Origin of the sequence: Pseudomonas sp. CAM1A, assembly GCF_047501685.1 — a bacterium.
Lineage (GTDB): Bacteria > Pseudomonadota > Gammaproteobacteria > Pseudomonadales > Pseudomonadaceae > Aquipseudomonas.
In genome coordinates this window covers 296,842-314,382 of record NZ_JBFNXP010000002.1, presented here as the reverse complement: position 1 = coordinate 314,382, position 17,541 = coordinate 296,842, and the positions used below count along the sequence as shown (strand labels likewise).

27 protein-coding genes and 1 tRNA gene are annotated in these 17,541 nt (G+C 62.5%); 9 read left to right on the top strand and 19 right to left on the bottom strand.

All coding sequences use genetic code 11. From position 1 onward, the window contains the following. Nucleotides 1-29: 29 nt before the first annotated feature. The 14 genes from ABZO33_RS05205 to ABZO33_RS05140 all read right to left on the bottom strand — a co-directional run bounded on the left by ABZO33_RS05205 (nucleotide 30) and on the right by ABZO33_RS05140 (nucleotide 8,163). Nucleotides 30-1,232, bottom strand: coding sequence for a phage major capsid protein (locus tag ABZO33_RS05205; RefSeq protein ID WP_414535118.1), 1,203 nt, complete (start codon nucleotides 1,230-1,232; stop codon nucleotides 30-32). Then, on the bottom strand, nucleotides 1,222-1,896 hold the full coding sequence (locus tag ABZO33_RS05200; RefSeq protein WP_414535117.1) for an HK97 family phage prohead protease: 675 nt from the start codon (nucleotides 1,894-1,896) through the stop codon (nucleotides 1,222-1,224). Before ABZO33_RS05200 ends, ABZO33_RS05205 begins: the two co-directional genes overlap by 11 nt. Beyond that, nucleotides 1,874-3,085 carry a phage portal protein gene (locus ABZO33_RS05195; RefSeq protein ID WP_414535116.1) on the bottom strand — a complete coding sequence of 404 codons (1,212 nt, stop codon included), beginning with the start codon at nucleotides 3,083-3,085 and terminating at the stop codon, nucleotides 1,874-1,876. Before ABZO33_RS05195 ends, ABZO33_RS05200 begins: the two co-directional genes overlap by 23 nt. After that, nucleotides 3,085-3,210: a hypothetical protein gene (locus ABZO33_RS05190; RefSeq protein WP_414535115.1), complete on the bottom strand. Its 126-nt coding sequence runs from the start codon at nucleotides 3,208-3,210 to the stop codon at nucleotides 3,085-3,087. Before ABZO33_RS05190 ends, ABZO33_RS05195 begins: the two co-directional genes overlap by 1 nt. 80 nt (nucleotides 3,211-3,290) lie before the next feature. Next, complete coding sequence (locus tag ABZO33_RS05185) at nucleotides 3,291-5,018, bottom strand: terminase large subunit (protein ID WP_414535114.1); 1,728 nt, start codon at nucleotides 5,016-5,018, stop codon at nucleotides 3,291-3,293. Further along, nucleotides 5,018-5,497, bottom strand: coding sequence for a phage terminase small subunit P27 family (locus ABZO33_RS05180; protein WP_414535113.1), 480 nt, complete (start codon nucleotides 5,495-5,497; stop codon nucleotides 5,018-5,020). The genes ABZO33_RS05185 and ABZO33_RS05180 overlap by 1 nt, the downstream gene beginning before the upstream one ends. Before the next feature lie 136 nt (nucleotides 5,498-5,633). Beyond that, nucleotides 5,634-6,002, bottom strand: coding sequence for an HNH endonuclease (locus ABZO33_RS05175; protein ID WP_414535112.1), 369 nt, complete (start codon nucleotides 6,000-6,002; stop codon nucleotides 5,634-5,636). Then, entirely contained in the window at nucleotides 5,993-6,172 is a 180-nt protein-coding gene (locus tag ABZO33_RS05170; protein ID WP_414535111.1) for a hypothetical protein, read from the bottom strand. The genes ABZO33_RS05175 and ABZO33_RS05170 overlap by 10 nt, the downstream gene beginning before the upstream one ends. Before the next feature lie 60 nt (nucleotides 6,173-6,232). Further along, nucleotides 6,233-6,451 (bottom strand): hypothetical protein, encoded by a 219-nt coding sequence (locus ABZO33_RS05165; RefSeq protein ID WP_054892289.1) that lies wholly within the window; start codon nucleotides 6,449-6,451, stop codon nucleotides 6,233-6,235. A gap of 3 nt (nucleotides 6,452-6,454) precedes the next feature. Next, nucleotides 6,455-6,652 carry a hypothetical protein gene (locus tag ABZO33_RS05160; RefSeq protein ID WP_414535110.1) on the bottom strand — a complete coding sequence of 66 codons (198 nt, stop codon included), beginning with the start codon at nucleotides 6,650-6,652 and terminating at the stop codon, nucleotides 6,455-6,457. A 4-nt stretch (nucleotides 6,653-6,656) separates the two neighbouring features. After that, nucleotides 6,657-6,980, bottom strand: coding sequence for a phage holin, lambda family (locus ABZO33_RS05155; protein ID WP_134692840.1), 324 nt, complete (start codon nucleotides 6,978-6,980; stop codon nucleotides 6,657-6,659). Nucleotides 6,981-7,049: 69 nt separating this feature from the next. Next, a tRNA-OTHER gene (locus ABZO33_RS05150) sits at nucleotides 7,050-7,146 on the bottom strand. Nucleotides 7,147-7,255: 109 nt separating this feature from the next. Further along, nucleotides 7,256-7,834 (bottom strand): hypothetical protein, encoded by a 579-nt coding sequence (locus ABZO33_RS05145; RefSeq protein ID WP_414535109.1) that lies wholly within the window; start codon nucleotides 7,832-7,834, stop codon nucleotides 7,256-7,258. An 11-nt stretch (nucleotides 7,835-7,845) separates the two neighbouring features. Beyond that, nucleotides 7,846-8,163: a hypothetical protein gene (locus tag ABZO33_RS05140; protein WP_414535108.1), complete on the bottom strand. Its 318-nt coding sequence runs from the start codon at nucleotides 8,161-8,163 to the stop codon at nucleotides 7,846-7,848. Here ABZO33_RS05140 and ABZO33_RS05135 point away from each other — a divergent pair. Continuing rightward, nucleotides 8,149-8,307, top strand: coding sequence for a hypothetical protein (locus ABZO33_RS05135; RefSeq protein ID WP_414535687.1), 159 nt, complete (start codon nucleotides 8,149-8,151; stop codon nucleotides 8,305-8,307). The two genes, ABZO33_RS05140 and ABZO33_RS05135, sit on opposite strands and share 15 nt — an antisense overlap. A gap of 127 nt (nucleotides 8,308-8,434) precedes the next feature. Here the strand turns inward: ABZO33_RS05135 and ABZO33_RS05130 are convergent, their stop codons facing one another. The 5 genes from ABZO33_RS05130 to ABZO33_RS05110 are packed head-to-tail and all read right to left on the bottom strand — an operon-like array spanning nucleotide 8,435 to nucleotide 12,074. Then, the gene (locus tag ABZO33_RS05130) at nucleotides 8,435-9,724 is read right to left on the bottom strand and encodes a tyrosine-type recombinase/integrase (protein ID WP_414535107.1); all 1,290 of its coding nucleotides are present in this window, start codon (nucleotides 9,722-9,724) and stop codon (nucleotides 8,435-8,437) included. Then, a complete protein-coding gene (locus tag ABZO33_RS05125; RefSeq protein ID WP_414535106.1) occupies nucleotides 9,721-10,149 on the bottom strand; it encodes a VRR-NUC domain-containing protein in 429 nt (142 codons plus the stop codon). Before ABZO33_RS05125 ends, ABZO33_RS05130 begins: the two co-directional genes overlap by 4 nt. Further along, a complete protein-coding gene (locus ABZO33_RS05120; RefSeq protein WP_414535105.1) occupies nucleotides 10,146-10,442 on the bottom strand; it encodes a DUF1364 domain-containing protein in 297 nt (98 codons plus the stop codon). The genes ABZO33_RS05125 and ABZO33_RS05120 overlap by 4 nt, the downstream gene beginning before the upstream one ends. Beyond that, a complete protein-coding gene (locus tag ABZO33_RS05115; RefSeq protein WP_414535104.1) occupies nucleotides 10,442-11,236 on the bottom strand; it encodes an ATP-binding protein in 795 nt (264 codons plus the stop codon). Before ABZO33_RS05115 ends, ABZO33_RS05120 begins: the two co-directional genes overlap by 1 nt. Further along, nucleotides 11,226-12,074 carry a replication protein gene (locus ABZO33_RS05110; protein ID WP_414535103.1) on the bottom strand — a complete coding sequence of 283 codons (849 nt, stop codon included), beginning with the start codon at nucleotides 12,072-12,074 and terminating at the stop codon, nucleotides 11,226-11,228. Before ABZO33_RS05110 ends, ABZO33_RS05115 begins: the two co-directional genes overlap by 11 nt. A 440-nt stretch (nucleotides 12,075-12,514) precedes the next feature. Here ABZO33_RS05110 and ABZO33_RS05105 point away from each other — a divergent pair, with 440 nt between their 5' ends. From ABZO33_RS05105 to ABZO33_RS05070, 8 genes are all read left to right on the top strand, one after another. Then, entirely contained in the window at nucleotides 12,515-13,240 is a 726-nt protein-coding gene (locus ABZO33_RS05105; protein WP_414535102.1) for a LexA family transcriptional regulator, read from the top strand. Nucleotides 13,241-13,835: 595 nt separating this feature from the next. Further along, the gene (locus ABZO33_RS05100) at nucleotides 13,836-14,219 is read left to right on the top strand and encodes a response regulator transcription factor (protein WP_414535101.1); all 384 of its coding nucleotides are present in this window, start codon (nucleotides 13,836-13,838) and stop codon (nucleotides 14,217-14,219) included. Nucleotides 14,220-14,239: 20 nt separating this feature from the next. Then, nucleotides 14,240-14,572 (top strand): hypothetical protein, encoded by a 333-nt coding sequence (locus ABZO33_RS05095; protein ID WP_414535100.1) that lies wholly within the window; start codon nucleotides 14,240-14,242, stop codon nucleotides 14,570-14,572. Next, nucleotides 14,569-15,057: a single-stranded DNA-binding protein gene (gene ssb / locus ABZO33_RS05090; RefSeq protein WP_414535099.1), complete on the top strand. Its 489-nt coding sequence runs from the start codon at nucleotides 14,569-14,571 to the stop codon at nucleotides 15,055-15,057. Before ABZO33_RS05095 ends, ssb begins: the two co-directional genes overlap by 4 nt. A 2-nt stretch (nucleotides 15,058-15,059) precedes the next feature. After that, the gene (locus tag ABZO33_RS05085) at nucleotides 15,060-15,227 is read left to right on the top strand and encodes a hypothetical protein (protein WP_414535098.1); all 168 of its coding nucleotides are present in this window, start codon (nucleotides 15,060-15,062) and stop codon (nucleotides 15,225-15,227) included. Nucleotides 15,228-15,308: 81 nt separating this feature from the next. Continuing rightward, the gene (locus ABZO33_RS05080; RefSeq protein WP_414535097.1) at nucleotides 15,309-15,557 is read left to right on the top strand and encodes a hypothetical protein; all 249 of its coding nucleotides are present in this window, start codon (nucleotides 15,309-15,311) and stop codon (nucleotides 15,555-15,557) included. Nucleotides 15,558-15,647: 90 nt separating this feature from the next. Next, a complete protein-coding gene (locus tag ABZO33_RS05075) occupies nucleotides 15,648-16,193 on the top strand; it encodes a hypothetical protein (RefSeq protein ID WP_414535096.1) in 546 nt (181 codons plus the stop codon). Between the two features lie 68 nt (nucleotides 16,194-16,261). Beyond that, nucleotides 16,262-17,536, top strand: coding sequence for a DNA cytosine methyltransferase (locus ABZO33_RS05070; RefSeq protein WP_414535095.1), 1,275 nt, complete (start codon nucleotides 16,262-16,264; stop codon nucleotides 17,534-17,536). The last annotated feature ends 5 nt before the right edge of the window (nucleotides 17,537-17,541 follow it).

Below are 17,541 nucleotides of genomic sequence, written 5' to 3'. Positions count from 1 at the left end.
GGAGTGGGCGCCCGTGGGCGCCCGCTCGATCAGGCAGCGCTCAGGGTCAGAACCTTGATCGCCTGGGAATCGACGAGCATGCCGCCGACGCGCTTGGTGGTGTAGAAACCAACGAACGGCTTGTTGGTGTACGGGTCGCGCAGCACGCGGGTGCCGATGCGGTCGACGATGGTGTAGCCGCGCTTGTAGTCGCCGAAGGAGACTGCGTTGGCATCCGCCGCGATATCCGGCATATCCTCGTTTTCGGTGATGCCGTAGGCCAGCAGGGTCGAAGGCTGCCCCAGCTCCAGACCAGGACGCCACAGATAATTGCCCTCGCTGTCCTTGAGCTTGCGGGCATAAGCCACGGTCAGGTTGTTCATCATGAAACGGGCGTTGGCCCGATAACCCGCTTTCAGCGAGTGGACCAGGTCGATCAGGTTGTCACCGGTGAAACCACCAGCGGCACCGGTGATGAGCTTTTGCAGAGTGCCGAAAGGACGGGTCGCGTCCTTGGCCGTGCTCAATGCGTAGGCCAGAATTCCTTTCGGCTTCTTGTCGCCGTTGCCGAGCAGGAAGGCATTGCCCTCACGCTCGGCAAACTCCCGTGCGACCTCGCTATTCAGCCAACCCTCGGCGTCGAAGAAGATGTCGTCCAGGCTTGTCTGGGTAGCCTGCGGGTTGGCGTAGATCTCGCCCATGAAGGCAGAGACCTGGCCGAGAGTTGGAGTGCTAGTCGCCGGGCGCGGGTCGGTTTCACCAACCCAGCCAGAACCTGCACCGCCCAGGCTGACCAGGCGCTTGTAGTCAGGCGAGCCCACGGTGATCTGGTTGCACACCTGGCGCATCGGCGAGGTGTCCTTGAGCAGCTCAATGATGCTGCGGTCCAGTTCTTCAGGGACGGCGTAGCCGCCGTCAGCGTCATTGCCGATCTGCAGCGCCTTGGCCTGCAGGTCGCCCAGGCCGGTGTCAACGCCTTTGCGAACGAACTGCATGAACGCGGTCTTGTGCTCGCTCGCGGCCTTGGTGCCGGAGCCGTCGGGGCGCTTCAACTCCGCGAGCTCCTTCTCGAGGGCTGACTTGAGCTCATCGAGTTCGCCCAGCTTCTCGTTCAGCGTGTCGACCTGGCCGGAGAGCTTGCCTTTCTCCGCTTCCAGGCCCTCGATGCGCTTGTCGTTCTTTTCCTTGAACTCGTCGAACTTCTTGCCCAGGGCATCCGCGACTTCTTTGATGTCTTTTTCTTCAACGGCCATGAGAGGCTCCTTCAATGCGGTCAATAAGGGATTTCAAATGATTGAGTGATGCGTCGGCACCCGCCTCTCGCGGTGAAACTGCGCCGTAGCCCTTGGCCATGAAGGCCTTGGCTTGGGAGCCGGAAAACCCTACCTCTCGCAGGGCCCGCTCCACTTTGCTGGGCGGCGGTGTTTCGCCGCGGGCCAGCAGAGATTTCACATCGGTGATCCGGGCCTCATCGTTGGCTGGGAAGGTGACCAGGGAGACTTCCCACAGGTCGATGGCCTTCAAGAGCCAGATGCCCTTTTCTTTGTCGTACTCGTAGTCGTCGAGCATGTAGCCGATGGACATGCCTGTGAGGCTGCCGGCCTTCATGTGACCGTGAGCCCGCTTTGCCAGGGGGTCTGCGTCAGTGAGCAACCGCCCTTTGACATACAGCCCTACATCGTCCTCGCGCATCTCGGTGTACACACCGATCGGCTCGCTCATGTTGTGCTGCCAGAGCATGGCCGGCAGGCGGGACTTCTCTTTCCATTTGGCCAGGCTTGCGGTAAAGGCGCCGCGGACAACAACATCGCCGTAGCTGTCCTCCACGCCAAACACCGAGCCGTAGCCCTCGAACTCGCCGTTGTCGCTGACCGACTTGATGGTCAGCGGCAGGTCAAGGCGCTGTTTTGTCTGCATCGCCGGCAGCCTCTGGTTTGGTGGTCATGTTCATCGGGGTCAGGTACACATCCCCGCCCTCGCGCGGGTTCAGGTCTTCCAGCTCACGGCAATCATTCGGGCTGAGGATTCCCCACTGGATACCCTTGCCGTAGGACTCATATCGGCCTTTCAGGTCGCCTCGCATCAGTCCGCCGGCATTGAACTTGGCGTAGTGGCTGAGCCGATCCTTCTCACTGAGGAGGCCGACCTGAATGCGATGCTCAATTCGCGTCAGGTACGGCACTAGCGAGTAGTTGACAAAGCTCATCCCCAATTGCTCGACGTTGTTGAGCGTCATCTTGTCCATGTTTGCCACCAGGTGCGGCGGCACGCGGTACAGGCCGCAAATCTGCGCTTCGGTGAGTTTCTTGGACTCGATGAACTGGGTATCCTGGGCATTCAGGCTGATCGGCTTCCAGTCCAGCCCCATCTCCAAGATCATGGGCTTGTAGGCGTTGGCCACGCCCATGTGCTCGCCTTGGAACTCGGTTTTCAGTCGCCCGAACGCTTCGTCAGTGAGCTGCTGCTCAGTTCGCAGAACACCGCTGGTGACCGCGCCATTCGTGAACAGCTTGGCCGCATGGGCGTCCATCGCCTGCCCCAGCCCGAGCGCTTGCCTGGCGTACGCAATCGGGTTCAAGCCGACGAGCCCATCGAGCGTGAACAGGCGCACATGCCAGATCTCGTCCTGGCTCAAGGTCTCTTGGCCGCTGTTGAACGTGACCTTGTACTCGACGGACCAGTCGTCCTTGAGCTTCGGCTGAACCCGGTCGGGGTTGATCGGCAGCAACTCGACGACATTGCCAAGGGCCTTGACCTTGTAGGCGTAGAAATTGCCGCGCAGGCACAGGCAAGCCACCATGAGCTCCCAGAACTCCTGTGCCGTCATGTAGCCGTTCGGCGCCATGGTGAGCAGTGGATAAAGCCGGTGACCGGTGGCCGGCACCCTGACCTTGCCGTTTTGCTTCAACAGCCGGCAAGGCAGCATGCCGATCGACTCGGCCAACACCCGCACGCAGTTGAAGACCACCAACTGTTGCATGGCGCTGGTGGTGGTCACCCGCTGACCTGACGCACTTTCGTAGCCGGCGCCAAGCGCCTGGGCCAGTTTTTCCGGCGTATCGATGATCAGCGGATTTTCTTTCCTTCCAAGAAGAGCCTTGAACATCAGCGCCCTCCCCGCACGACGGCATAGGCCGAAAGTGCCATCAGGATCATGCCGCACACCGACAGCGCCACGGCCTCGCCCATGCCGATCCACAAGCCCCGTGCAAGCAGCGCAAACCCAGCCATGCCCACGGTGTCCGGCAAAGATTCGCGCAGACGAGCGAGCGCGGACGCCCAGCCGCTACGGGGCGCCTCGTTGTGAGAGGTCATAGAGTTCTGATTCCGTGCTTGGTGATGTGGTCGGAGAGTGTTTCCTCCGGATTTGCGTTGGCCAGCACCCGGCCGATCGCCATGATCAACGCCACTGCCCCGTCGATCTTGTTGTCTTCGCCCTGCTTGATCGGTCGAACCACGTCATCGTTGCCGGGCAGGTTCTTGCCGATGACGTTGCCGATACACCAGGTCATGATCGGATTGCCGTCGTGATGGAAGCGGCCCGCCTCAATTGCGGCCTCCAGCTCCTTCATGCCGTCGGACATGTTGGTGTAGTTCTGAGTGATGGTGACCGGGTTGAAACCCTCGTCATCCAGGTCATGGCTCAGGCCCGTGGCGCCGTGTGGGTCGATCGGGCTTTCCCTGATCGGTGCCAGCTTGTTGGCTTCCTTCGTGTCCTCAAGAATTTCGCGGTAATCGACCTCGGCGCCTGGCGTGGCAGTCAGGTGGCCGGTGTTAACCCAAGCCTGAAAGCGCTCGGACATGCGCTTGTTGTCCACGTCGTTCGCGGTGTCCTCAGGAACCCAGAATACCGGAGCCACGCTGTAGTAATGGATCTTCCCGTCGATCTCTCGCCAGAACAGCCTGGCCCTGGAGTTCATGTCGAGCTTGCGCGCCAGGTCAAACCCGGCCATCCACTCTTGCCCCTCGAACTGTTCAAGCGTGAGCGCCTTGTCCTCACAGGCCTTCCAGCTTTCCATGTTGAAGAAGCCGGACTTGGCGCTCACCCACAGGTTCAAGTGCTTGGTCTTGAACGTGTTGGTGAAGCGCGCCGAGCGGATCGCCCTGGCCAGCTGGCTTTCCAGATACTCCTGGAACACCGACACCCCCATGCAGGGGTTGGCCTTGGCCAGGTTCTTCGGATCGGTCCAGTCGTCGCCCTCGTCGAGCGTCCAGATGTAACCGAACAGTTCGTCGTCGGGCACGGTGCCGTTCAGCATCTCGATGACCTGGCGCCGCTTGTCGTAACACGGCCCCTCGATGTTCGCGCCGGCGGTGGTAATGATGAACATCAGCGGCTGGCGGCGGGCGCCCATGCCGGTGAGCATCGTGTCGTACTGGGCCGCGCTGTCGTGTTCGTGGTATTCGTCGATGATCGCGCAAGACGGAGAAGCACCGTCGCCTGGATTGCCGATCAGCGGCTCGAAACGGCTGCCGTTCGACGGTATGTTCAGGTTCGAGGCGTTGACCTCGATGCCCGCCGCCTCGATCAGCATGGGCGACCGGCTGACCATCAGCCTTGCGGGCCGGAACACCTCCCACGCCTGCTTCTCGGTGGTCGCGCCGGAGTAGACCTCGGCGCCGAACTCGTTATCAGCGGTGAACATGCTGATGCCGACGCCCGCGGCGATCACCGACTTGCCGTTCTTGCGCGGCACCTCCCAGTAGCTCTCGCGGAAGCGCCGATAACCACCTTTCTTCCGGACCCAGCCGAACGTGCAGGCCAGGCCGAAGAGTTGCCAGGGCTCAAGCGTGATCAGCTGCCGCTTGAACGCCCATTCGCCCTTCGTGTGGGGCAACAGCTGCATCAGGCGCAGCTTATTCTCGGCCTTGGCCGGGTCGAACTTGTACGGGTAACTCTTCGAGCGGCTGGCCGCCACATCCTCGAAATGCCGCTCGATCGCCTGGTGGATGTAGCGGCATGCCGGGAACTTGCCCTTGAGGACGGACCTCGCCCACACCATTGCCTTGTCGACATTGGTGTACTTGGCTCTGGCCATCAGGAACTCAGTAGGGCTGCGAACTCGTTGGTGGATTTCTGCTTGTTGCCGCCGATGATCCGCGTGCGGCTGGCGGGGTCCAGGCCCAGCATCGAACCGAAGGTGACCATCTGGCGCATCGCTTCGTTGGCCGCAGTGAGCGCTGGGTTTTTCACCGGCCCGCCAGTCGCTCCAGCAACCACGGGACCGTGATCGCGCACGTAGTCCTGCGCTGTGCGCCAGTTACCGTAAGCCGTGCAGAACGCCTCGACGTTGTGTATGTCGGTCAAGGCGAGAACCTTGGCGCGGAGCAGTTCCGGCACCAGCATTTCCCAGACCCGAGTCGCGTGCTCGCACATCCACTCGGGCGGATCAATGTTGGTCACCAGGGCGAAATCTGGCTCGTCCTTGTTCAGCTTGCGCTTGCCGGGGTTACCGGCCAGCTCCTTCTGGGCCGTGGGTTTTGGGCGACGGCCAGAGCGCCCGGCAACCCCTGGCATCGGCGCCTCCACTAAACTTTATATTTCGCGGGTGTAAAAAAACGACTGAGGGCGCGGTGTCCGAGCGAAAGGGCCTGAACTTTTGACCCTCCCCCTCCCCATCAATGAGATTTCGTCTCATTACAGCGGTTTTCGATCACTTTTTGATCGCTTTCGACTCCCGCTGCGTCTTGACCTTGTGGCAGTCGTGGTTGATCGCCCGTAGGTTGTTGTCATCGTCGGTACCGCCATGGGCAAGCGCAACGATGTGGTCAACCTCGTCAGCTTCTCGAACCCTGCCGAGCCTGGTGCAGTCGTCGCACCGGCATAGGTATTGGTCACGCTTGAGGATGCGGTCACGCAGCCGACGCCATGGACGCCCACCTCGGCCCGAGCCCTTGCGGGTTGCCCAAGCCTTGGCTTGCTCAGCTGCGAGTGCCGCATGACCATCGCAGTAGCCGTTGGCGTTGCGGTGCAGCGCTCTGCACCCTTGGGCCCGGCACGGCCGCTGAGGCCTCAGCGGCATGGCTGCCCACTCAGGTAGGTCAGCGACGCTTCGCCATTGTCGATACCCTGGTCATCTGCCAGCGCCTCGATCAGTGCGATCTGGCTCAGTGCGATCTGCTCGAGCAGGCTGGTCTGCTTCTTCTGCTCGGCCAGCATCTGCTCCAGCAATGAGGTCTCTTGCTCGCTCATATGCAATCCTTGTCCACTTGTTGATCCACTCGCGCCGGGCGGCGCATCCACTGCAGGCCATCACTCACCATCCAGTCGGACGTGAGTGCCATCACAGTTGAACTCGACGATTAGCCGCGCTACTTCGTTGGGGTTCTGCACCAGACGAACCTGGGCTTGACCTGCCAGCACCTCGCCGCTGAAGGCATCGTGGAGGCAGTAGTGCAACCCGTTGCGCTTGACGATGAGAGGACGCGAGGTGAGCAGGTAGTTAAGCCTGGATTGCTCGGAACTCTTCATGGCTCACTCCTCTCGGCGCATGCCGACTTGGCGGGCGATATCGGCGGCACGCTCACGCACCTCGAGCACCTGGCCGTCGAACGTATGGACAATGGCGCAAACGCCGTGCCACTGGGAGCTGGTGCCGGCCTCCTGCACGCGGGCAATGGCGGTCGGCGCGAAGAAGTGCTCTCGGCGGTTGATGTCAGTCAGCGTGATCATCGGGTCACCCTTGGGCCTTTCGGGACAGGAACAGGTCGGAGTAGCCGCGAAGCTTCTCCACTCCCATGAAGCCGACCGCGCCGCCGGCAAACGTCGCCATCCCCTGCGGCAATCCCATCCACTCAAGGAGGGGCACCAGGGCTAGCGTGATCATTCCGCACAGCGCGCCTTCCAGCAGCATCTGCCGCGTGCTGCCACCGCCGTACACAACCCGCAGGGCGGCGATGGCGACCGACAGGCCGGCGGCGTAGAGCTGTGGCTGATGTGCAATCAACCACGCGAACACAGCGGCCCACAGGCCCGGGTCCTTTTCTGGCATGTTCGGCATCTCGATTCCTCCCTTTGCGGGGAGCTCAAATGAAAAAGCCCCGGCAATTGCCGAGGCTTGGAATGGGTATGGCACCTGATGCAGGAGTTGAACCTGCGACCTCGCAGCACGTGTAACGCTGTAAAAACAGCAGGCCGCGCGCTCTAACCATCTGAGCTAACCAGGTGACAAAAAACGAAAAACCCCGACGTAACGGCCGGGGTTTTGTCAGTCACTCCTCAACACGCGCAGGAATGACAGGATGTGGAAATAATCGGCCATGCGGCCATTTGATGTCAAGCGGCATTTTCCATAGAAAGACCTTCGTAGCTCAGGATGTCGGCAGCAGCCTCCAGTGCTTCTTCAGCCATCTGCTTCAGCACGTCCTCGATGTCCTTCCTCCAGCGGCGGCGAGTTCGCTCAGGCCGAGCATCCGGGTCCCACCGGTTGACATCGTAGAACTGAGCCGGCAACACGATCATGTCGCTCGACCGCTTTCCATCGGCGCCCTTCATCTTCGGGATCGCCCAAGCCGTCACGGCACTGGTGATGAACAGCTTCGGCGCATGGGAGGCAACCATGGGGATCAGGCGGCTGATCGACTGAACCTTTCGCCCCTTGTGCGTGCTGAACCTCGCCACCAGCACATCCCAGTGCCGGGGTTTCAGATGGCTGTGCAGCCTGGCGAACACCCAGCAATCAGCATCCATGCGGCTGATCTCGCCGCTCTCCACTGACCTGCTCAAGGTAGCCATGTCGTGGCCGTCTTCACTGCCGGGATCGTATAGCTTCTGCCAAGCCTGCTTGCTGGTGTTATCGATCGCTTCCGCAGCCAGGGCCGAGACGACCGCCGCGAGTACGCTGCTGTAAATCATGTCCTTCCCCCTCAATCCCCGGTGTAGTTCGTGCCGCCGGCGCCGCGCCGGTTGCTTCCCTGATATCCCGCCTCGGGCCCGCCGGCCTGAGGTCTTTTCAACTGCTCAATCTGCCGCTCTGCGGCCTGGAGACGGAAGCTCAGCTGGGTCACCAGCTCGTCCAGCTCCAGCGCCTGCCCGGTGGAGGCCTCGACCCACCCGGAGGCACTGCACTGCACGCAGGCCATTTCGTAGAAGACGCCCTTCACGACCGCTTTGCCGCGGCACGCAGGGCACTTGCCCAAGTCGATCACGGCCTTCTTCAAGGCTGGGCCGTGACTCTTCCTCATGCGTTGGACGCCTTTACCCAGCGCCGCACCGACAGCTCGCACCCCATCTTCAAGCAGACCCCGTTGGCCATTCCCCGATGGGTTGCCCGGCGCCCGCAGCCGCAGTTGCAGCGCCGTCGCGACTTCGAATCAACCTGTTCCTGATAGCAGATCTGCCCAGGCAGCCCGCCGACAAAACCCCAACCCTCCATCCCACCGCGCATTGCCGCCGAACGGGCAGTTGGAGACATCGTGTTCAAGTCGGGCATGGCTAGCCCTGGGCGCTTTCCAGTCATTTCGAATCCTCGCCTACGGTTGTTCCCGCAATGTCGCCGCAGCCCGCACGCCGAGCGGCCCGCGCCAGAATCCCTGAATCCATCGATCTATCACCGGTCAAGCCGTGAATCGCGGCGAAACCCTTCTGATCAAGGTGGGCGTGCCACTTCTCCAGGGCCTCGCGCTTGCGAGCCATGACGTCCGACTGGATGTAGACCTTCACGTTGTGGCCCATGGCGTGATTGATCAGCAGCTCACCCACCAGGTGGTCGACGCCCAAGTCAGCCCAGCCGGTGCGGGCCAGTTTGCGCAGGTCGTGGCTAGTCCATTCACCCTGGCCCATCGCGGTGAACACCGCGCAGGCCTTCGCCTCACCCATTGGCAAGCCGCGGCGCCCCGGGAACAGGAACTGACCGTCGTAACCCTGATTGCGCTGGATCTCGCGATAGGCCAGCAGCAGGAACCGCACCTGGTCGGTCAGCGGCAGGCGATGCTCGACGCCGGTCTTGGTGTGCTCGGCCGGGATGAACCACTCCCGCTGCGCCAGGCTGATGTGGCTCCAGCGCGCCTGGCGGGTCTCACCCAGTCGGGTGCCGTGGCACAGCATCAGCAAGGCCAGCACGCCGTGCTGCGGATTGTTGGCCAGGGTGGCGACCATGCGCCCCATCAGATCCTCGAGGTGCACGCCACGCAGTCGCGAGGGCTTTACCGTGACCTTGGCCTTCGAGAAGTCGCCGAAACGGATGCCGGCCATGGGATTCGAGCTGATCAGCCCGAGCTTGTGGGCCTGTCGGAATGCCAGCGCGAGGAGCTGGAACACCAGACGCACGTAGTCGATGGACAGCGACTCCTGCAGCGGCCACATCAGCTCCCGGTCCAGTCGCGCTTTGTCGATCTCGGCCAGCGGCACTTCGCCCAGACGCGGCAGCAGGTGCAGCTTGATCGCCGACGCCGCCGTGCTCTTGCGCTTGGTCGACAGGTTGCGATCACGGGCCATCCGATCGGCGAACCAGGCCAACAGCTGGCTGGTCAGCACCCAGCTCGACAGACCAGACCCATCCCCCGCATCCAGTCGAAGCCGGATGTCGGGCAGCGCCGCGGCTACCTTGGCAGCGCTCAGGTCGGGGTAAGCGCCAATCAGGTTCCACTTGCCTTTGTGCACCAGGTACCAAGACCCGCGCTCGCGGGACCGATGGAACCGGAAGTACAGGCCTTGATTGCCCAGGGCGCGTAGGTCGCGCACCTTGCCGGTGGCTTGCCGGCGGATCTCTGCATCGCTGATTTTCACAGCGGCGGTGTTGGTCATGCTGAAACCTCCGTTCTCGGCAGCCGCAGGTAGGCGCGCAGCTGCTCCATGGCGTCGAAGTGCCCACGGCACACGATGGCGAGGTAGCCCTGATCGCTCAGGCGGCGCAGGCAGTCACGCTGGCTCGCTGACACGGGGGCAGGCTCTACGGTCGCCTTGAATTCGATGTACAGGCCGAAGTACCCGCCGCGAGCCATCGGCAGCACCAGGTCGGGGATGCCGGCCTTCACGCCCTGGGCCTTGAGCTTGGCGGCAACAGCCTTCACCCGGTGTCCACCGTTCGGGACGTGATAGATCAGCTCATGCACCTCGGGATAGCGCAGCGCGAGCTCCTGCATCAGCGCGGCCTGCTCCTGCCCCTCCCGGTCGACAGGCTTGGTGCGGGGCGATTTGGCCTTGAACGGGCGAAGTGCAGGTGAATTCATGCGACCACCACGGACTCGTCCAGCAAAATCGACTGGGTGCGCATCACCCCCTCGGCGTGGTACTGGCGGGCGGTGTCGCGATCCACGGCACGACTACGCCCGTCACAGACATCGTGGCAAGCACTGCATGCCCAGGCGCCCTGCAAGTCGTGGGGCTTGCTGCCAACACCGCAGGTACCGGCCAATCGGTAGTGGGCCAACACGGTGGTTTCGGGGTTACCGTTGCACACCCCCGGGATGCGCACTTGGCATTCTCGGCCGCGGGCGGCCTTGGTCAGTTTGGTTTGCCGCATCAGATCTCCTCCTTGCCGCGGTGTGATTTCCAGTCGAATGGCAAGACGATCCCACCACCCTCGCGCAGGCGGTCGGCAGAGCGCTCGCCCATTGCCGCCGGCAGCTCCTTCGCGCCCAGGTTCGAGATCACGATGGTGGGAAGCATCCGCTCGTAACGGCCGTTGATAATCGAGAACAGCCGGGTCAGCTCGAAGTCGCTCGGTGCCTCCTTGCTGGCACCCACCTCATCGAGTACCAGCAGCGCGGGACGCACCAGAGCGTCGAGGATGCTGCCCTCGGTCTGCCCTGAACCACCATCGAACGTCCCCCGGATCGCCTGCAGGATGCCGCCAAGCGTTCGGTAGGCCGCCGCGTGCCGCGTGGTGGCCATAACGTGCTGGGCGATCGATACGCCGAGGTGTGTCTTGCCAGTGCCAGGGTTGCCGACCAGGATCAGGCAGCGGCCATCTTCCAGGTTCTGCCCGAACTCGTCGGCGTAGCGGATGCAGCGAGCCTTCACCTTGCGCTGTACCTCAGTGGTCGCGGCGTAGCTGTCGAAAGTCTTGTCCTTGAATCGCTTCGGGATCAGGGCGTCACCCAGCTTGTAGGCCAGTTCGGCGCGCTGTCGCTGGGCGGCTTCGGCCTCTGCCTTGGTCGCCTGTGCGGCTTTGCAAACGGGGCACGGGGAGCGGAACGTGTGACTGAGCACCTGGTGGACGGTGGCCTGGTACGGGCCATGCTCGTCGCAGACCACAACCGAAGTGGCTTGCGGCCCGGCCATGCTGGATAGGTGGACAACGTTTTCAGAACGCATAGCTGCCATCCCCCCGGTCGATCAGGCCGTCACGGTAGTCGCGGTCGGCAAACCCGTGATGGCGGCTTGGCTGGCCAGTCGCCTGGCCGCCGAGACGCTTGGTGACCCAATCCACCTCGAATCCGCGCCAGCCGTTCTCGACGGCCACGGACAGAGCCTGCGCTGGCTGGATGCCGAAAGCCTTGCACTGCTCGAGCTTGGCGTTCAGGCCAGACCAGATGCGAGCAGTAACCGGGGCTTTGGCGGCCTTGCGGACAGCCAGGTAGTCCGCGATCAACTCCTCGTCCAGGCCGTGAGGGTTGTCGGCCAGCATGGCGGACTTCCCGAACGGGGCCTTGCGATCAGCCTTCGCCTCGGATGGCTCCGAATCGCTGGGGGCGCATGGATTTTCTTCCGAAGGAAGAAATACATAGGGGGTTAGATTCTTAGAATAAAGAAGGCAGGCGGCGATTTTGGTCTGTTTCGACTGCTCGCCGATTCGGACCACTTCAGCCGAGTCGGCTGTTTTGGTCTGTTTCGGCTCTGTCACGTAGATCCAATCCGCTGGGTCGTTCACGCCGATATCGCCCCGTGCTCCACCTTCGCGGAACAGCACACGACGCCGAAGCAAACTTGAGACTGCCTTGGACACGGTGTCGGGGTGAGCATTGATGGCTTTCGCGATGTCGGTCGCCGGGATGCGCTGAGCCCCTGCGCCGAAGTTGATGGTGGCCTTGGCCACGTACAGCACAATCTTCATCTCCCGGGCTGGGAGATCGATAGCCAACAGGCCATCCATGAGCTGGTTGTCCATCCGGGTGAACCCCCTGGACTTGTCAATTTGGACGATGTTTGTCATGCTTAATCCCGTTGAACTGCTGTAGAGAAAGCCGCCCTGCCAGGCGGTTTTTTTTCGCCTGCTGTTCGGGCACTGGATGCATGAACAGCGGGGCGGACTCACTACTGGCGCAAGGCCAGGCCACGCATAATTGACTTCATCCAGCAGCGCTCTTAACCGGCTCTGCGCTAGGGACGTCTCGGCGACTGGCCAGCAGCCGACCTCCGGACTCCTTCTCCAACACGCACTGCATCGGGTAAGAGAAACCACCAGACGACCTGCACTGGGAAACTCGGCTAGTGCTCACACCGAGCGCATCACCGATGGCCTTCCCTGACCCGAAATGCTTAAGGGCCTCGTCGAATGTCATGGGGGGAACCTCCTCCTGTTTGCGGCCAGTTTAGAAAGATAAACACATCATGGCAAGTTATCTAAACTCTGGATTGTTTAGAATCCTAAACATGGAATTCAAAGACAGACTCAAATCCCGGATGGAGGCCCTCGGCCTTCGCCCCACCGACATCAGTGAGCGCGCCGGCGTATCCAAGGCAACCGTCACCTTTTGGCTGAACGGGACCAATGGAGCGAAAGGAAAAAACCTGCTCGCTGTTGCAAAAGCGCTCAACTGCTCCCCTGAGTGGCTATCGAGCGGCAAAGGCCTACCCGAGGCTGGTCGTCAGCCTCAGTCAAACGCCGAGCTGCTGGGCGATCTTTCATTGTGGGAGGACGGCGACCCGCTTGAGGATGATGAGTGCGAGGTTCCCTACTATGCCGAGGTGGAGTTCGCTGGCGGAAATGGAATGACAGAAGTTGTAGAAGTGGCTGACCGAAAGCTGAGGTTTAGTAACTCAACGCTGAGGGCGGCAGGCGTAGATTGCAACAGCGCCGCGTGCGCTCGCGTGCGAGGGAAAAGCATGGAGCGCCTGATCCTGGACGGCGCAGCGATCGGCTTCGACACGACTGATACCTCGATCATTGATGGCGAGATCTATGCCTTCAACCATGGTGGTTTGCTGCGCGTGAAGTACCTCCATCGACTTCCAGCCGGGGCCGTCAGGATCAGGAGCGAGAACAGCGAAGACTACCCGGACGAGGTAATGTCGGCAGAGCAGTTCCATGACGAGATCCGGATGCTTGGCCGCGTGTTCTGGTGGTCAACGGTCAGGCGATCCCCTCGCCGAAAATGACAGATAGCCCGGCTTAGACCGGGCTTTTTTGTGCCCTCCCCCCGCTTTCACCAGGCCTTGACCATGCGCCAGGCGACGAGCTGCACCTATAAAGTTTAGTTTTCTGTACAAAACCCCTTGACGCCTCTTGTTTAGTTTTCTAAATTTCACCGCATGCCGGATCGACACCGGCCGCAGCAAAGGCAGCGATGGACAGGCCTCAACGGTCCAGAGGGGTGGCAACTGCCCCGGGTGTGCAGGGTAAAGCACCGAGATCAGTTATCCGGCGGGCAGGTGGCCGCGGTCGGAGTCACCAAATTGAAAATTGATCCCGGCCTGTCGCCAGTAGCGAGGCCGAGCTTCTACCGGAGCACGGATATGCCAAGACTCACCCTGGGTGTATGGCTCTTCCTCGCATGCCTGATGGCCGGCCTGGCCGGCTCCTTCTGGCTGATTGTTGAAGCCGTCACCTGATTTCATGACAGCCGGAAAGACGGCCCGATCACCTGGTCCCCCATCACCAGGCTGCATCGGAGAGCCCTTCCCGACCCTACATCAACATGTTCAGGGAGACAGGCGGGATAGGCTCTCCAATGCAGCCACCCGAGAGCAAGTCATGGACACCATCACCATTGGCCAATGGAAAGGCCACCTGGGCCGGGGTCTGGCACCCCGTGAGCTGGAATGCGTTCTCGACGTCGCCCAGGGCATGACCTCGAAGGAGATCGCCCGCCACTTCGGCATCAGCGAGGGCGGCGTCGAGAAGCGTATCGCCGCGGCAATGTTCAAGCTCGACGTGCCACGCCGCGCAGCCCTGGTCGCCGAGGCCATGCGCCGCAACATCATCAGCCCCATGTGCTTCCTGCTGGCATCGTTGATCGCCATGCACGCGGTCATCGACGACAGCGACCCCATGCGCCGCGACCGTCGCGTGCCCGAGCGACGCACCGCCCAAGTTCGAATCGTTCGCAAGGCCGAGGCCTTCGAGCACCACGCCTGATCCATGCCGAGGACCAACCCATGAACGCAGCCATCCGCAACAGCCGCGAGCAGTACGCCCAGGTGCAGCACCTGGCCCTGGCCGCCACCGCTGATTTCCGCAGCAACTCCCGCTTCTTCGTGCAGCAGGGCGACAACAACAGCTGGGCCATCATCGGCGCCGGCGACAATCGCCTCTACGGCCAGCGCCGCCGCTACATAGACGCGGTCAACTACGCCCAGAGCCTGGAGCGGGCCGTGGAAGCGAAGTCCTTGCCGGTCCTCACCGTGCGCCGGACCAACGACGGCGCCACGCGCTGGTGCTCGCTGCTGGCCCTGCTGATGATCCTCGCGGCAGCGGTTGCCCAATCATGAGAGGCGTCAACAAAGTCGTCCTGGTCGGCACGCTCGGCCAGGACCCCGAAGTCCGCTACATGCCAAACGGCAACGCGGTCGCCAACCTGAGCCTGGCCACCAGCGAGCAGTGGACGGACAAGCAGTCAGGCCAGAAGGTGGAGCGCACCGAGTGGCACCGCGTCGTGGTGTTCGGAAGGGTTGCGGAGATCGTCGGCGAGTATGCCCGCAAGGGATCGCAGATCTACGTCGAGGGCAAGCTGCAGACCCGCGAGTGGGAGAAAGACGGCATCAAGCGCTACTCCACCGAGGTGCATGTCGACATGCGCGGTACGGTGCAACTGCTCGGCGCCAAGCCGCAGGGCCAGCAAGCCGGCAACCCGCCTGATCGCCAGCCCAGGCAGCAGCGCCAAGCCCCCCAGCAGCAGAGTCAGCAGGCTGTGCCGCCGGACACCTTCGACGATGACATCCCCTTCGCCCCGCTCCACTACCTCGCGGGGGCGTAGCCATGCACTGCCGCGAATCGATGGACCCGCTGACCGTCATCAAGTACGCCGCGATGATGGCCGCCTGCAGCCGGCAGCCATGGGCCGTCTACATGCAGCAGGGAAAGAAGCTGGTGGCCAATCCGTACCGGGGTAAGAAGACCGACCTGGTGGAGGTTTGCCGGCCATGAGGCGCATCACCGCACGCGCACGGCACGGCCGGCGCCAGCAACACATCAATCTGCCGCCCAGCGGCTTGGGAGGTATCGGCCATGGCGAAGACGCCAGCCCAGCGAAAGAAGGAACAGCGCGAGCGGGACAAGTTGTCAGCGGAGGAGCGCGAGGCGCGATTGCTGTCACGCCGGATTGTCACGGACCTCTACCACAACACCGACGCCGCACTTAAGCGATCCATGGCCCGTGCCGGGATCGACGAAGAGCAGGACCTGATTTCCCGCCTGATTCACGGTTCCGACCGACTCACCGACGAGCAGCTTGAAGCGCTTATCAATCATTCGTGACGCTAAGCCGTGACTTCGGCAGCGACCAACCCACCTATTGCCACCATGCCGCCACCAGCACGGAGGGCGGCGCATGCATGGAGTACCGTAATGCAAGTCGAGACCTCGACAGTCACCAAGCTTCTGATCACTGAGGTGCCGAACCTCGACCGGATCAGCGTATACCTCGAAGACCTGGCGCCCTGTAAAGGCAAGATCACCGTCAGCTGCTACGACAAGACCTGGCATGCGTACTGGGGCGGAATGTGGGATGGCCTGAATGTGGCCCAGTTCTTCTGCAAGCTGCACGACGCCTACATCATCGGCTACTTCGACCGGTCGCTGAGCTCTCGCCGGTTCAGTGCTGAGGCCCTGGCCGACAAGGCGCGGAAGGTGATCGTGCAAATGCGGCGTGACCGAGACCTGGACGCAGAAGACGCCCGGAGCCTGCTCGACGAGGCCGAGGATGTTCGCCACACCAGTTCGCTCGATGAGTGCGGCGGCGCCCACCGCGAGTTCATGCATCGCGTGTTCGGTGACGACTGGTGGAACCTGCCGGCCGACGCCATGGAGCCAAATCCAGATTGGGCCTACCTCTGCCGCATCATCGCGACAGTGCAGCAGGCCCTGGCTAAGCAGTACCCGATCGCCGCCTGACCCTCCGGCGCTGCCCGCCAGCGCCTTCCCCTCTCAAACGATGAGCGCCGACCCGGCGAGGATCACCAATGCCCATCACCTACGGAAGTGTCTGCAGCGGCATCGAAGCTGCGACCGTAGCCTGGCACCCGCTGGGCTGGCGTGCCGCCTGGTACGCCGAGATCGAGCCATTCCCCTGCGCGGTGCTGGCCCACCACTACCCAGACACGCCAAACCACGGCGACATGACCCGCCTGGCAGCCATGGTACTGGCCGGCAAGATCCCGGCGCCCGACGCCCTGGTCGGCGGCACACCCTGCCAAGCATTCAGCGTGGCCGGCATGCGCGAAGGCCTGGCCGATCCCCGCGGCGCCCTCACCATCAAGTACGTGGAGCTCCTCGATGCAATTGACCATGTTCGAACCATGCGCGGCGAGCCCGAGGCCGTCTGCCTCTGGGAAAACGTCCCCGGCGTCCTCTCCGACAAAGGCAACGCGTTTGGCTGCTTCCTCGGCGCCCTGGTGGGCGAATCCGAAGAACTCCAACCGCCAGGGGGTAAATGGAAGGACGCTGGTTGTGTGTATGGACCCACGCGAACAGTCGCATGGCGGGTTCTGGATGCCCAATATTTCGGCCTGGCCCAACGACGCCGCCGTGTGTTCGTTGTCGCAAGTGCTCGAGCAGGGTTCGATCCACTTGAAGTACTTTTTGAGCGCGAAGGCGTGCGCCGGGATACTCCGCCGCGCCGAGGCGAGGGGCAAGACCTTGCCGGCCGAGCTCCATTCGGCCCTGCACTCCAGTGCGGCTGCGGATACGTCTTCGGTCTAGACCTGGGCCAATACGGCTGCCCGAACTGCGAAGGTGACGAAGGGCCAGCTGTCGATGTTCTGGCCGGCGTGCCCGCTTACGGCGGCCACAGCCTTCCGGGCGATGTCAGCCAGGGCGCCACGCTTACAGCCAAGGATATGCGCCTGGACATAGAGAGCGAGACCTTCTGTATAACCCCATCGCTCCGGGCACAGCCAAACGCCAGCCACCCCAACGCCGGCGGCCAGGTAGCGGTATGCATCACTGGCGAGATCACCCACACGCTGAAGGCCGAAGGATTTGACGCCAGCGAGGACGGCACGGGCCGTGGCCAGCCAATGATCAATGGGGGTGCAGGAGTTCGCCGCCTCACCCCACGCGAGTGCGAATGGCTCCAGGGCTTCCCCGGCGAGCACACCCGAATCCCCTATCGCGGCAAGCCCGCCGATGAATGCCCAGACGGTCCGCGCTACAAGGCGATCGGCAACAGCAAGGCCGTGTTCGTCGTCCGCTGGATCGGCCGGCGCATCCAACAACAACTTGAACGACTCGCTTGAGGTTA

Excerpts from the sequence above, each read along its gene's own strand:
- ABZO33_RS05165 (WP_054892289.1), bottom strand. The coding sequence starts at position 6,451 with ATGAAGAGTTCCGAGCAATCCAGGCTTAACTACCTGCTCACCTCGCGT.
- ABZO33_RS05155 (WP_134692840.1), bottom strand. The coding sequence starts at position 6,980 with ATGCCGAACATGCCAGAAAAGGACCCGGGCCTGTGGGCCGCTGTGTTC.
- ABZO33_RS05205 (WP_414535118.1), bottom strand. The coding sequence starts at position 1,232 with ATGGCCGTTGAAGAAAAAGACATCAAAGAAGTCGCGGATGCCCTGGGC.
- ABZO33_RS05200 (WP_414535117.1), bottom strand. The coding sequence starts at position 1,896 with ATGCAGACAAAACAGCGCCTTGACCTGCCGCTGACCATCAAGTCGGTC.
- ABZO33_RS05100 (WP_414535101.1), top strand. The coding sequence starts at position 13,836 with ATGGACACCATCACCATTGGCCAATGGAAAGGCCACCTGGGCCGGGGT.
- ABZO33_RS05105 (WP_414535102.1), top strand. The coding sequence starts at position 12,515 with ATGGAATTCAAAGACAGACTCAAATCCCGGATGGAGGCCCTCGGCCTT.
- ABZO33_RS05180 (WP_414535113.1), bottom strand. The coding sequence starts at position 5,497 with ATGCCAGGGGTTGCCGGGCGCTCTGGCCGTCGCCCAAAACCCACGGCC.
- ABZO33_RS05095 (WP_414535100.1), top strand. The coding sequence starts at position 14,240 with ATGAACGCAGCCATCCGCAACAGCCGCGAGCAGTACGCCCAGGTGCAG.
- ABZO33_RS05115 (WP_414535104.1), bottom strand. The coding sequence starts at position 11,236 with ATGCGTTCTGAAAACGTTGTCCACCTATCCAGCATGGCCGGGCCGCAA.
- ABZO33_RS05120 (WP_414535105.1), bottom strand. The coding sequence starts at position 10,442 with ATGCGGCAAACCAAACTGACCAAGGCCGCCCGCGGCCGAGAATGCCAA.
- ABZO33_RS05070 (WP_414535095.1), top strand. The coding sequence starts at position 16,262 with ATGCCCATCACCTACGGAAGTGTCTGCAGCGGCATCGAAGCTGCGACC.
- ABZO33_RS05130 (WP_414535107.1), bottom strand. The coding sequence starts at position 9,724 with ATGACCAACACCGCCGCTGTGAAAATCAGCGATGCAGAGATCCGCCGG.
- ssb (WP_414535099.1), top strand. The coding sequence starts at position 14,569 with ATGAGAGGCGTCAACAAAGTCGTCCTGGTCGGCACGCTCGGCCAGGAC.
- ABZO33_RS05125 (WP_414535106.1), bottom strand. The coding sequence starts at position 10,149 with ATGAATTCACCTGCACTTCGCCCGTTCAAGGCCAAATCGCCCCGCACC.
- ABZO33_RS05170 (WP_414535111.1), bottom strand. The coding sequence starts at position 6,172 with ATGAGCGAGCAAGAGACCTCATTGCTGGAGCAGATGCTGGCCGAGCAG.
- ABZO33_RS05190 (WP_414535115.1), bottom strand. The coding sequence starts at position 3,210 with ATGGCTGGGTTTGCGCTGCTTGCACGGGGCTTGTGGATCGGCATGGGC.
- ABZO33_RS05185 (WP_414535114.1), bottom strand. The coding sequence starts at position 5,018 with ATGGCCAGAGCCAAGTACACCAATGTCGACAAGGCAATGGTGTGGGCG.
- ABZO33_RS05110 (WP_414535103.1), bottom strand. The coding sequence starts at position 12,074 with ATGACAAACATCGTCCAAATTGACAAGTCCAGGGGGTTCACCCGGATG.
- ABZO33_RS05140 (WP_414535108.1), bottom strand. The coding sequence starts at position 8,163 with ATGAGGAAGAGTCACGGCCCAGCCTTGAAGAAGGCCGTGATCGACTTG.
- ABZO33_RS05175 (WP_414535112.1), bottom strand. The coding sequence starts at position 6,002 with ATGCCGCTGAGGCCTCAGCGGCCGTGCCGGGCCCAAGGGTGCAGAGCG.
- ABZO33_RS05080 (WP_414535097.1), top strand. The coding sequence starts at position 15,309 with ATGGCGAAGACGCCAGCCCAGCGAAAGAAGGAACAGCGCGAGCGGGAC.
- ABZO33_RS05195 (WP_414535116.1), bottom strand. The coding sequence starts at position 3,085 with ATGTTCAAGGCTCTTCTTGGAAGGAAAGAAAATCCGCTGATCATCGAT.
- ABZO33_RS05160 (WP_414535110.1), bottom strand. The coding sequence starts at position 6,652 with ATGATCACGCTGACTGACATCAACCGCCGAGAGCACTTCTTCGCGCCG.
- ABZO33_RS05075 (WP_414535096.1), top strand. The coding sequence starts at position 15,648 with ATGCAAGTCGAGACCTCGACAGTCACCAAGCTTCTGATCACTGAGGTG.
- ABZO33_RS05085 (WP_414535098.1), top strand. The coding sequence starts at position 15,060 with ATGCACTGCCGCGAATCGATGGACCCGCTGACCGTCATCAAGTACGCC.
- ABZO33_RS05145 (WP_414535109.1), bottom strand. The coding sequence starts at position 7,834 with ATGATTTACAGCAGCGTACTCGCGGCGGTCGTCTCGGCCCTGGCTGCG.